The sequence below is a fragment of the Nocardiopsis chromatogenes YIM 90109 genome (genome assembly GCF_000341185.1).
GTDB classification, from domain to species: Bacteria; Actinomycetota; Actinomycetes; order Streptosporangiales; family Streptosporangiaceae; genus Nocardiopsis_A; species Nocardiopsis_A chromatogenes.
The window spans coordinates 1-12,181 of record NZ_ANBH01000063.1 but is presented as its reverse complement, the minus strand read 5'-3'; the positions used below and the strand labels follow the sequence as shown (position 1 = coordinate 12,181).

The 12,181-nt window shown below is 73.1% G+C and carries 9 protein-coding genes, 1 tRNA gene and 1 pseudogene; 3 read left to right on the top strand and 8 right to left on the bottom strand.

Annotation, left to right across the window (positions count from 1 at the left end):
- Positions 1-153: 153 nt before the first annotated feature.
- The 5 genes and pseudogenes from D476_RS32330 to cysS all read right to left on the bottom strand — a co-directional run bounded on the left by D476_RS32330 (position 154) and on the right by cysS (position 6,189).
- A pseudogene (locus D476_RS32330) lies at positions 154-689 on the bottom strand (PH domain-containing protein).
- A 276-nt stretch (positions 690-965) separates the two neighbouring features.
- Positions 966-1,775, bottom strand: a complete 810-nt coding sequence (gene nshR, locus D476_RS0106400) for an NshR/TsnR family 23S rRNA methyltransferase (RefSeq protein WP_017623133.1) — start codon at positions 1,773-1,775, stop codon at positions 966-968.
- Positions 1,776-3,561: 1,786 nt separating this feature from the next.
- Positions 3,562-3,634, bottom strand: a tRNA-Thr gene (locus D476_RS0106395).
- A gap of 53 nt (positions 3,635-3,687) precedes the next feature.
- Complete coding sequence (gene rlmB, locus D476_RS0106390; RefSeq protein WP_017623132.1) at positions 3,688-4,659, bottom strand: 23S rRNA (guanosine(2251)-2'-O)-methyltransferase RlmB; 972 nt, start codon at positions 4,657-4,659, stop codon at positions 3,688-3,690.
- A 126-nt stretch (positions 4,660-4,785) separates the two neighbouring features.
- Positions 4,786-6,189 (bottom strand): cysteine--tRNA ligase, encoded by a 1,404-nt coding sequence (gene cysS, locus D476_RS0106385; protein WP_026123294.1) that lies wholly within the window; start codon positions 6,187-6,189, stop codon positions 4,786-4,788.
- Between the two features lie 159 nt (positions 6,190-6,348).
- On the opposite strand from cysS, the gene D476_RS0106380 reads away from it, so the two are divergent.
- Positions 6,349-7,917, top strand: coding sequence for a DUF2637 domain-containing protein (locus D476_RS0106380; protein ID WP_083939427.1), 1,569 nt, complete (start codon positions 6,349-6,351; stop codon positions 7,915-7,917).
- A gap of 191 nt (positions 7,918-8,108) precedes the next feature.
- Here D476_RS0106380 and ispF read toward each other — a convergent pair whose 3' ends face one another.
- From ispF to phoU, 3 genes are all read right to left on the bottom strand, one after another.
- A complete protein-coding gene (gene ispF, locus D476_RS0106375) occupies positions 8,109-8,591 on the bottom strand; it encodes a 2-C-methyl-D-erythritol 2,4-cyclodiphosphate synthase (protein WP_192826359.1) in 483 nt (160 codons plus the stop codon).
- A 28-nt stretch (positions 8,592-8,619) separates the two neighbouring features.
- Positions 8,620-9,102, bottom strand: coding sequence for a CarD family transcriptional regulator (locus D476_RS0106370; protein ID WP_026123292.1), 483 nt, complete (start codon positions 9,100-9,102; stop codon positions 8,620-8,622).
- A 431-nt stretch (positions 9,103-9,533) separates the two neighbouring features.
- A complete protein-coding gene (phoU, locus tag D476_RS0106365) occupies positions 9,534-10,196 on the bottom strand; it encodes a phosphate signaling complex protein PhoU (protein WP_017623128.1) in 663 nt (220 codons plus the stop codon).
- Positions 10,197-10,319: 123 nt separating this feature from the next.
- Between phoU and D476_RS0106360 the strand changes: the two genes are divergently transcribed.
- Positions 10,320-11,477: a sensor histidine kinase gene (locus D476_RS0106360; protein WP_017623127.1), complete on the top strand. Its 1,158-nt coding sequence runs from the start codon at positions 10,320-10,322 to the stop codon at positions 11,475-11,477.
- Positions 11,478-11,520: 43 nt separating this feature from the next.
- Positions 11,521-12,181, top strand: a 661-nt coding sequence (locus D476_RS0106350) for a response regulator transcription factor (RefSeq protein WP_040725459.1), incomplete at its 3' end; no start/stop codon positions are given.

Here is a 12,181-nt window from a genome sequence, read left to right as displayed (position 1 = left end):
GCCCAGCCGCTCGGGGTCGACCGGCGGCGGCGCCACCTGCTCGACCGCGTTGGTCTCGGTGGGGCCGGTGATCTCCCGCAGCGGCGGCGGCTCCGGCGCCTCCGGGCTCGGCGGGGTCCGGGCGCCCTCTTCGGCTTCGGCGTCGTTCACGCGTCACAGTCCCGTCGAGAAGGTCTCGCTCCGCGCGGCCAGGCGGTCGCGCAGTACCACCGCGTCGTCCAGGGGCAGCCCGGGGATGCGGGTGTCGGCGGTGGTGGCGGCCGTGCGCACGCGCACCGTGGCGATCCCCAGGGCCTGCTCCAGCAGGTCGGCGGTCACGTCCACCACCTGCATGCGCCCGTAGGGCACGACGACGAGCTGGCGGACGGCCGTGCCGTAGGTCAGGTACAGGTCGGTGGGGCCCTCGGCGTAGCCCCACGAGCGGCGGGCCGGTCCGGCCGACAGCCACGCGGCCGCGAAGGCGGCGGCGACCGCGATGACGGGCACCGCGGCCGCCTGCGGGCCGAGCCACAGCCAGGCGGCCACCGCACCGACGACCGCGCAGGGCAGGGCGACGGCGGNTCGACCCGCCGGCCGACGCGGGTCCACTCGGTCCCCTCGGGCGGCGCGAACGCCTCCCGCGCGGTGTCCCCGTCCTCGGCGCCGGGCCGCGGTTCGCGGTGCTCTGAGTCAGACGCGGCGAATTCCACGATTCCAGTCAATCATCCCGGACCCGCCCCGCGCCGTTCCGCCGTGCGGGGCGGTCCCCCGGGCGGCGGGACGCCCCTCGGGTGTGCCGCTCGGACCAGTTCCGTAGAAGGCGCCGGCGGTGTCCTGTCCATCGCAGGGCCGCCGTGTCCCCCAGAAGCAGGGAGGTCGGCCCGGCCGCGCCGTCGACCGGTGAGAACGCGGCGAGGGACGCGCCCGGGCGCCGCGCAACGGGTCATGATCCGATCGACACGCCCCGGCCGCCGACCGGGACCGGTTCAGCCGCCGACCGCGAAATTCCGCTGGGTGCGCTCGTGCAGGGCGATGCCGACCGACACCGACACGTTGAGCGATTCGGTCGAGCTGAACATCGGGATGGTCACCGCCGCCGCGGCGATCTCCCGGAACGGGTCGGAGGGGCCGCCCTTCTCGCTCCCGAACAGCAGCGCCAGCCGGTCCCGCAGGTCGCCGAGGCCGCGGACCGGCAGGTCGCCGTGGGCGTCCATCACCGCCAGCGACATGTCCGCGCCGCGCACGAAGTCGACCGCCTGCTCCCGCTCGGCCAGGACGACCGGCAGCGAGAAGACGTACCCGCGGCTGGCGCGCAGCAGGCGCCGGTCGGCGATGGTGGACAGGTCGCTGTCGACCAGGACGATCCCGGCCGCGCCGAGCGCCAGCGACGTGCGCACGATGGCGCCGATGTTGCCGACGATCTTCACGCCGTCGAGGATCACCACGTCCCCGCCCCGCTCGGCGATGTCACCGAACCTCGCCGGGCGCGGGACGCGCGCGATGCCGAAGGTCTTGGCCTTGCGCTCGCCCTTGAAGAGCTGGTTGACGACGCCGCTCTCCATCAGGCGCACGGGGATGCCCCCGCGCTCGCACAGCTCCAGCAGCTCCGGCGGGAAGGGCGCGGCGTCGCTGCTGTAGATCTCGATGAATTCGACCCCGGCGCGGATGCTCTGCATGAGGGGTTCGACGTCTTCGATGAGCGTGGTCTTGATATTCGACCGCGAGCTCTTGGTGACGTCGACGATCCGCTGCACCGCGGGGTCGGATTTACTCGTGATCGTTTCCAGGTCGGCCATGCACCGATCGTACCGCCCTCCGACCCGCGAACCGGCCCGTCACCTACTCTCACCTGCGAAGACACGATCCACCAGAGAAGCCCGCCCCGGAAATGCCGTGGCGCCGCCCACAAGGAATTCCCACTCGGGCCTCCCCGGGAACGGCTCCGCAATTACCGGAGCCGGTATCAGGCGGGCACCGGCGCGCCCGCGCGCGGAAGCGACGGGCGACACGGCGGGTACCCCGCTGACGGGCCCCGGCCGGGCGACGGGTCACCGGGGTGCCGGAGGGCGGCTCGGCCGGTACCCCGCTGACGGGCCCCGGCCGGGTGACAGGTCGCCGGGGTCCAAGGGATATGGCGGCAACGACGGAAGCGAGCCGGTTCCCCGGGCCTGCTCGCCGTCCGCCGGGCTCCTCGCGGTCCGGGAGGGCGGCGGCTCGGCTGGTACCCCACTGACGGACCCCGGCCGTCCGGCGGGCCGCCCGTGTTGATCTCGAGGAAAACGACGCTACCGGCGCGGTTTTAGCGTCGTTTTCGTCGAGATCATCGCGGAGGAGGCCGACTGGGTGGCGCATGCCGGGGATACCGGGCGCGACGGGGAGGGGGCGGCGATCCCGTGTGGCGGATTCGCCACCCGATCACACGAGAAGCGTCTCTTTCGCCACGCGGGATGCCCCAAGAGGATGCATGGTGCCCGTAAGGCGGGTTCCGGTTCTCCGGGATACGCCCGGCGGGCCGGATCCACGGCCGCTCTCAACCAACGTGCACCCCTCCGGTGAGATCCTCCCGCATGGTGAGACGCAGGGTCGGGAGTCGCGCTCTTCGACGCCCGGCCGCACTCCTGCCGGGCCCACACCGAACCCGGCAGCGCCACGACCTGGGCGAACACTCCGCGTTAAGGGTCGGGAGGGCCGGGAAGCGCGCTCAACGACACCCGCGCGGGCCCTGGGCGTACGATGTCGACGATTCCAGAACACGTTCTGGAAACGGAATGCCCGGTTCGTGCCTGTATGGGGTGTTCGCCTCAGGTGCTGGAGCAAGCCCAGGGGCGCCCGACTGCCCCCGCCGGGCACCCAGGGCCCACTCGGGGCCGATATCGGCTACCCACAGTGACAACAGGGGCGGCAAACGGTCCCAGGGTGCCGTTTGGGGCCCTTCTGGAGGCAGAACGTGTTCTGGAAGCGCGATGACCGCGCACGCCCGCCGCCCGCGCCGCCGCCCCGGGCGTCGAACAGGGCGACGGAGGAGCCTCGGCGCCCCGTGAACCGGGCGAACCGGACGCCGGGTGGGTAGGGGCCGGGCCGGAACCCGCCTTCCGGACGCCACGGGCGGCCCGGGGCCATCCCGCGTGGCGGATCCGCCACCCGATCACGCGGGAAGCGTCCATTCCGCCACGCGGGATCGCCGACCCCTCCCCGCCGCGCCCGGTATGCCCGGTCTGCGCCCCCGCTCGGCCCCCCTCCGCGATGATCTCGACGAAAGCGCTGCCAAAACGGCAAGCAGGCCATGGGAACCGCCCAGCTCACACGTCACCGTTTCGCGGGGCGTCGTAACCACGGCGACCGCGGCGACCGTGTCGACTGCGGCGACCGTGCGGCCCGAAAGGCTGCGAGCACGGAGTTCACGGCGTTCGAGGGGGACGAGTCGAGGAAAAGAGTCAGGGGCCCCGCGTCGTATCGACGCGGGGCCCCTGCGAATTCCTCGAAACGGCATAGGCGATACCTCTGGCGGCGCTCCAGTCAACGGGTTCCGTCCAACGGATTCCGTCTGCCACCAGAGCGTCTTCCCAGGTCGAAAATGCCAAGAGCCGGCGAGGGGAATCGAACCCCTAACCTATCGCTTACAAGGCGATTGCTCTGCCGATTGAGCTACGCCGGCCGGTGTGCGGCGGCCGGGCCGCCGACACCCAGTCGAATGGTACCGGTTCGCGCCTACTGCGCGGGCGTCCTGCGGCGGGCCACCTCGTACAGGGCCACGCCGGCGGCGACGGAGGCGTTCAGCGACTCCGCTCCGGTGATCGGGATGCCCGCGACCGTGTCGCAGGCCTCCCGGACCAGGCGGGACAGGCCCTTGCCCTCCGAGCCGACCACGACCACCAGCGGGTCCTCCGCCAGGGTGATCGTGTCCAGGCGGGTGTCGCCCCCGGCGTCCAGGCCCACCACGAACAGGCCCTCGCGCTTGTACCCCTCCAGCGCCCGGGTCAGGTTCACCGCCTGGGCCACCGGCAGCTTCGCCAGCGTTCCCGCCGACGTCTTCCAGGCCGCCATCGTCACGCCCGCGGCCCTGCGCTCCTGCACGAGCAGCCCGTGGGCGCCGAACGCCGCCGCCGAGCGGGCGATCGCGCCCAGGTTGTGCGGGTCGGTCACCCCGTCCAGCGCCACGATCAGCGGCGCCCGGCCGGCCGCGCGGGCCGCCTCCGACAGGTCCTCGGGCGCCGCGTACCGGTAGGGGCGCACCTGCATCGCGATCCCCTGGTGCGCCGCGCCGGGCAGGCCGTTGCTCTCGCAGCGCCGGTCCAGCTCGCCCCGGGTGACCTCGTGGATCTCCAGCCCCAGGTCCCCGGCCAACCGGGTCGCCTCGTTCACCCGGGCGTCCGGGTCGAGGCTGTTGGCGACGAACAGGCGCACCGCGGGCATCCCCGCCCGCAGCGCCTCCACCACCGGATTGCGCCCGATGAGCAGTTCGCCCCCGGGCGCCTGGCGCGGCGCGTCGCCCGCGTCCGGGCGCCCGCCCTGGGCCACGTGCGCCCCGCCGGAGGGCGCGCCCTTGGCACCGCGGGGCTTCTTCCCCGGGTACCAGTGCCGCTCCTCCTTGGGCAGGGTCGTCTTCTTGCCCTCCAGCGAGCGCCGGTTCTTGCCGCCGCTGCCCTTGGTGGGGCCCTTCTTGTTCTTCTTCGCCGGCATGGTGGACCGTCTTCCCTGCTCGATGTCGGGTGTGCTCGCGCGCGGCCGCCCCGGGGCGCGGACCCCCGCCGACCTGTCCGACCTGTGATGATAGGCGCTCCGGGCGGGTGCCCCGCCCGTATGCGGTCAGCCGCGGCGCAGCTCCCAGCGCGGACCCTGCGGCGTGTCCTCCACCGCGACGCCCGCCTCGGCGAGCCGGTCCCGGATGGCGTCGGCCGCGGCGTAGTCCTTGCGCTGCCGCGCCGCCTGCCGCTGCTCCAGCGCCACCGACACCAGGGCGTCCACGACCTCGCGCAGCCCCCGGCCCTCGCCGGAGGCCCACTGCTCCGAGGCCGGGTCCAGGCCCAGCACCCCGAGCATCGTGCGCAGCTCGGCGGCGAGCTCGGCGGCCCGCTCCTTGCGCCCCTCGCCCAGGGCGCCGTTGCCCTCCCGCACGTGCCCGTGGACGACCGCGAGCGCCTGTGCGGTGCCCAGGTCGTCGTCGAGCGCCGAGGCGAAGGCGTCGGGGACCCGCGCGGCGGGCTCCACCGGCCCGGCCAGCTCCGCGGCCCGGGTGAGGAACCCCTCCACCCGCTGGTAGGCGGCGGCCGCCTCGCCCAGGGCCTCCTCGGAGTAGTCCAGCAGCGAGCGGTAGTGTGCCTGCCCCAGGTAGTAGCGCAGCTCCACCGGGCGGACGCGGCGCACCATCTCGCTGATCAGCAGGGAGTTCCCCAGCGACTTGCTCATCTTCTCGCCGCCGACGGTGAGCAGCCCGTTGTGCATCCAGTAGCGGGCGAAGCCGTCGCCCGCCGCCCGGGACTGGGCCAGCTCGTTCTCGTGGTGCGGGAAGACCAGGTCCAGCCCGCCGCCGTGGACGTCGAAGGTGGGCCCCAGGTACTTGGTGGACATCGCCGAGCACTCCAGGTGCCACCCGGGGCGCCCGTCGCCCCACGGCGTCTCCCAGCTCGGCTCGCCCGGCTTGGCGCCCTTCCACAGGGCGAAGTCGCGCGGGTCCCGCTTGGCGGAGTCCGAGTCGGTGTCCCCGGCGCCGCGCATGTGGTCGACGCGCTGCCCGGACAGGGCCCCGTACTCGGGGTAGGACACCACGTCGAAGTAGACGTCGCCCGAGCCGTCCTCGGCCGCGTAGGCGTGGCCGCGGTCGATCAGGCGCCGCATGAGCGCGATCATCTCCGGCACGTGGCCGGTGGCGCGCGGCTCGACCGTCGGCGGCAGGCAGCCCAGCGCGTCGTAGGCGGCGGTGAAGGCGCGCTGGTTGCGCTCGCTCACCGCCCACCAGGCCACGCCCTCGTCGGCGGCCACGCGCAGGATCTTGTCGTCGATGTCGGTGACGTTGCGGCACAGCGTGACGCTGTACCCGCGGTAGGCCATCCACCGCCGGAGGATGTCGAAGGTGACCCCGGAACGGATGTGGCCGATGTGCGGAGGCGCCTGCACCGTGGCACCACACAGGTACAGCGCGGCACACCCCTCGTTCAGGGGGGTGAATTCGCGGACCTGACGGGCTCGGGTGTCATAGAAGCGCAGACTCACGGTCCCCAGGGTAGCCGCTCCCACCCTCCGCGCGGGGCCCCTGGCGGCATCCCGCCCGCCCCCGCGAAGCACGCCCATTTCCCAACGCGCCGGGCCTTTCGGCCACTTTCGGGCGGATCCTCGTGTTCGCCGCCGCCGCTGGGCTAGTCTCTGCCCACGATGGCCGTGAAATCCTCCTCTTCCCCTGCCTCTGCGGCGCGGAGGCGCCCCGGGACCCGTCCCGCCCCCACCGGCGGGCCGCAGGGCCCGCGCGGCCCGCGCACCGCCGCCGTACTGCTGACCGCCGCGGGCGTGCTGCTCATCGCCGCCTGCGCCGTGGTGCTCTCCTACAGCGGCATCTACCAGCTCGCCCTCCAGGGCAACGTCCCGCCGGACCGGGCGCACCTGTACCCCGGCGTCTTCACCCTGCTGCTCCTGCTGGCGTTCTGGGCCAGCTTCCTGCTGCGGGCCGCGCCGCGCCCCCAACGGCTCCAGGTCGACGGCCTGATCCTGCTGCTCATCCTGGTCGCGGCCGGGGCGAGCGCGCTGTCGGCGAGCGAGCAGCGGCCCTCGGACGCGCTGGCGGTGGTGCTGGCCGCGGCGGCGCCGTGGCTGGCCCTGCTGGTGGCGTTCGTGCTGTTCATCCGGGTGTGGCGGTACCTGAACGGCGAGCTGCCCGACCGCCGGGCCCGGCGTCGGCCGAACCCGGCCGCCGACGAGCGGCCCGGACCCCGCGACGGGGACGACGGAGAGGAAGAGGAGGACCGGGAGGACGAGGAGCCCCCGGTGGGCGCCCTCTCGGGCGCCGTCTCCGGCGAGGGCCCCGAGGACGGCGAGGCCGAGGCGGAGCAGCCGGAGGAGAAGACCTCCGGCTCCTCCGCGCCCACCCTGCTGTGGCCGCGCGCGGGATCGCGCCGGACCGCCGCGGCCGAACCCGCCGCCTCCGGCTCCGATTCCGCCGCCCTGTCGGCGAACGACGAGGACACCGACCCCGTCTCGTCGGTGCGCGTGCTCCGCGCCCCCGAGGCGGCCGGCCGGGCGGAGGAGGAGTCGGGGGACGGGGTCACCGGGGACACCGGGGGCGCCGAAGGGACCGCGGACGCCGAGGAGCCGGCCGCCCTCCGCGAGGTGCCCGCCCCCGACGCCGACGAGGACGGTGCGGAGGGTACGGAGGCACCGGAGGACACGACGGAGGCCCCGGAGGACGCAGAGGACACCGCCGCCCCCTCCGCCGCACCGTCGGTCATCACCTCGCCGACCGTCCCCCTGCGCTCCCTGTTCGACGACGACGGGGACGAACCGGCCGACCCCGCCGACCCGGCCGGGGACGACCGCCCGGAGCTCCCCCGGCGCGACCCCGAGAGCGGCAATCCGATCAAGCGCGCCGCCGAGGAGGCGCCGTCCATCGACGCGGGCCCCGGGCCGCTGTCCGGCGGCGGCCTCCCGGACGGGGGCGCCGGGAGGACCGACGGGGACGACGACGGCTTCATGGACGGCCTCCCCGCCGACGACCCCACCAGCGACGAGGCGATCGCCCTGGACGAGGAGGGGCCCACCGGGGCGCCTCCGCCGGACGCCGACACCCGCGTGTACGGCACGCCGCCGGGGGCCGAGCCGATGCCCAAGCGCCCGATGGTGCTCAAGCCCCGCCGCACCCCGATGGCGGACTTCCCCGCGCCCCCCGCGGAGCCCCCGGCGAGCCGGGTCCGCAGCGGCCCCACCCCGCCGGACGCCCCCAAGGACGCCTGACATCCGTCCGAAATACGGGCGAACCCGCTGCCCGTATACCGGCCTGTGCCGTCACACAGCGGAGACGCCCCTGCTCGGCACGGGCGGGGTGCGGATAGGACTGCGGATAGAACACGGACGCGGGGCGCCCCAGATCCCCCTGGAGCGCCCCCGCGTGCCGTCGCATGCCGTCTCGTGCCGCCCGCGCGGGCTCAGTCCTCCGGCGGCAGGCACAGGGCCGTGGCCACCGCGGCGATGCCCTCGCCCCGGCCGGTCAGCCCCAGGCCGTCGGTGGTGGTGGCCGACACCGACACCGGCGCGCCCACGGCCTCGGAGAGCGCCTTCTCGGCCTCGCCCCGGCGCGGCGCGAACCGGGGCCGGTTCCCGACCACCTGCACCGCCACGTTGCCGATCTCGAATCCGGCGGCGCGCACCCGCGCCGCCGCCTCGGCCAGCAGGGCGGTCCCCGAGGCGCCCTTCCAGCGCTCGTCGGCCGTGCCGAACTGCGCCCCCAGGTCGCCCAGGCCGCACGCGGAGAACAGCGCGTCGCAGGCCGCGTGCGCGGCGACGTCGCCGTCGGAATGGCCGCTGACGCCCGTCTCACCGGGCCATTCCAGGCCGGCCAGGAACAGAATTCTTCCGGACATGAAAGGGTGGACGTCGGTTCCGACGCCCACCCTCGGGATTCTCACCATTGACGCGTGTCGTTCCCTGTGACCCGTTTCAGTTCGTGAGGACTTCGTCGAGAAGGGCCTCGGCCTTGTCCTCGTTGGTCTTTTCCGCGAGGGCGAGTTCGCTCACCAGAATCTGCCGCGCCTTGGCGAGCATCCGCTTCTCTCCCGCGGACAGGCCGCGCTCCCTGTCGCGCCGCCACAGGTCCCGGACGACCTCCGCGACCTTGTTCACGTCACCGGAGGCGAGCTTCTCCACGTTCGCCTTGTACCGGCGGGACCAGTTGGTGGGCTCCTCGGTGTGCGGGGCGCGCAGCACCTCGAAGACCCGGTCCAGACCGTCCTGGCCCACCACGTCGCGAACGCCGACCTCTTCAGCGTTCTCGGCGGGCACGCGTACCGTTAGATCACCCTTGTCGACCCGGAGAACGAGGTAGGTCCTTTCCTCGCCCTTAATGGTCCTGGTCTCGATCGCCTCAATACGAGCAGCCCCATGGTGGGGATAGACAACGGTGTCGCCGACCTTGAAAGCCATGTGACAAGTACCCCTTCCGCTACCACAAGGGTACCACGAATCCGTGACTTAACGTACCTATTCCGTTTACGTCAACGCAGGTCAGCGCCGGATTTTAGGTCTTGACAAAGCTCCCGGCCGGTGCTCGTCCGGGCCCCGCGCCCCCCTGCCCGCGCGGGTTCCGGCCGGTCGGAGGCCCGGGGCCGGGCGCGCTCGGTCACGCCCCGCGACGAGTTGCGGACCGCCTTCGGACCCCCTTGCGGTCCGCCGCCGCGGCCCCGCCTCTGACGGGAGGGAACGCCCTGCGTACATGTCCAACGCCGGACGACGTCCGATCGAAGCCCGATCCGGGAGTGATATACGCCACTTTTTCTGCGCGGCCGCCGCGGCCCCGCGTTCCGCCCCCTCGGGCACGCCTGTGCACGGGGCCCTCCACCGGCCCCGGCGCACCGTCAGGCCTCCGGCTCGAAGTCCTTGGGCTTCTCCCCCGTGACCATGTAGACCAGGTTGTCGGCGACGTGCACCGCGTGGTCGCCGAACCGCTCGTAGAACCGGCCCGCCAGGGTGACGTCCATGGTCGACTCCACGCCGTGCTTCCACTCCGGAGCCAGGATCCGGCGCAGCAGCTTGCGGCGCAGCTTGTCCATCCGGTCGTCGTCGCTGTCCAGCTCCAGGGCGCTCTCCACGTCGCGGTTCTCCACGACCTCGCCCGCCTTGATCACCAGCAGCTCGGCCTGGTGCCCCATCTCCAGGACGATGGAGCGCAGTTCGGACGGGATCGCCGAGTCGGGGTGGCGGCGCCGGGCGATCTTGGCGATGTGCACCGCGTGGTCGCCCATCCGCTCCAGGTCCCCGGACATGTGCAGTGCGGTGATGATGGTCCGCAGGTCGGTGGCCACCGGCTGCTGGCGCGCCATCAGGTCGAACACGCTCGCCTCGATCTCGTCGTCGAGGCGGTTCAGCTCCTCGTCCCCGGAGATCACCTCCTGGGCCGCGGTCAGGTCGGCGTCCAGCAGGGCGGTGGTCGCACGGGCGATGGCGTGCCGGGCGAGCCGCGTCATCTCGACGAGGCGTCCGCCGAGCGCATCCAGCTCGTCGTGGTAAGTGTCGCGCATGGTCTCAATCGTCCCAGCCGCTAGTTGAAGGTCACCGTAAGCATCGGTGAATATTGACGAAACCTCGGTTGTAACACATGGTCAGACGGGTAAAGCGCCGGTCTGTCCGCTTACGATCGAAGTGTGCAAGGCGAACTCGTGACCGCGATCGCGGCCCTCGTCGGGCTCGCGGTCGGGCTCGGCGCCGGCCTGGCGATCCCGTTCGGCCGGGGCCGCACGCCCCCGTCCCCCGATCCCCCGCAACCCACCGACCTGCCGCCCGGAATCGCCGAGGTGCTGGCCGCGCTGCCCTCCTCCGCGGTCGTGCTCGACCCGGCCGACCGGGTGCTGCGGGCCAGCTCGGCCGCGCGCGCCTACGGCATCGTCCGCGGCGACGAGCTGGTCATCGGCGACCTGCTGGCGCTCGCCCGCCGGGTGCGCCGGGACGGGGTGATCCGGGAGACCGAGATCGAGGTCGCGGTCCGCAAGTTCGGCCCCGACTCCACCTCCTTCGCGGTGCGCGTCGCGCCGCTCGGCGGCACCGGCCTGGTGCTGGTCCTGGCCGAGGACCAGACCGAGCGGCTGCGGGTGGAGGCGGTGCGCCGCGACTTCGTCGCCAACATCAGCCACGAGCTCAAGACGCCGGTGGGCGCGCTGTCCCTGCTGGCCGAGACCATCTCGGACGCCAGCGACGACCCCGAGGCGGTGCGCCGCTTCACCGGGCGCATGCAGCAGGAGGCCGGCCGCCTCACCCACGTCATCCAGGACCTGATCACCCTCTCCCGGATCCAGGGCGCCGAGCCGATGGCCGAGCCCGCCGAGGTGGAGGTCGACGCGGTGATCGAGGAGGCGCTGGACACCGTGCGCACCGCCGCCGACGCAAAGCGGATCGAGCTGGCCTCCGGCGGCTCCGACGACCTGAAGGTCCTCGGCGACGAGGGTCTGCTCGCCACCGCCCTGCGCAACCTGGTCTCCAACGCCGTGGCCTACAGTCCCAAGCAGACCCGCATCTCGGTCACGGCCGAGGAGACCGAGAGCGCCGTCGAGATCAGCGTCGCCGACCAGGGGATCGGCATTCCCCCGCAGGACCTGGAGCGCATCTTCGAGCGCTTCTACCGGGTGGACGCCGCCCGCAGCAGGGAGACCGGGGGGACCGGACTGGGCCTGGCCATCGTCAAGCACATCATGACCCACCACCGCGGTGAAGTGACCGTGTGGAGCAAGGAGGGTTCGGGGTCGACGTTCACCCTTCGTCTCCCCCGGACCGAGGACGCGGACCGGTCCCCGGCGCACGCCGGATGACCGCCGGGCCGCATCGACCCAATGCGATTGGGAGGCAGCGAAAGTGACGCGTGTACTCGTCGTTGAGGACGAGGAATCCTACAGCGATGCCCTGTCGTACATGCTGCGCAAGGAGGGGTTCGAGGTCGCCGTCGCGGAGACCGGGACCGTGGCGCTGGAGCAGTTCGACCGCAGCGGCGCCGACCTCGTGCTGCTCGACCTCATGCTGCCCGGGCTCCCCGGCACCGAGGTGTGCCGGACGCTGCGCCAGAAGTCCAACGTCCCGGTGATCATGCTGACCGCCAAGGACAGCGAGATCGACAAGGTCGTCGGCCTGGAGCTGGGCGCCGACGACTACGTCACCAAGCCCTTCTCCTCCCGGGAGCTGGTGGCCCGGATCCGCGCGGTGCTGCGCCGCCAGGGCGAGGAGGAGCCGGTCGAGCCCGCCGCCTTGGAGGCCGGTCCGGTCCGGATGGACGTGGAGCGGCACGTGGTGACGGTGCGCGGGGAGAACGTGCAGCTGCCGCTCAAGGAGTTCGAGCTGCTGGAGGTGCTGCTGCGCAACGCCGGGCGGGTGCTGACCCGGATGCAGCTCATCGACCGGGTCTGGGGCGCCGACTACGTGGGCGACACCAAGACGCTGGACGTGCACGTCAAGCGGCTGCGCGCGAAGATCGAGACCGATCCGGGCGCCCCCAGCCACATCGTCACCGTGCGCGGGCTGG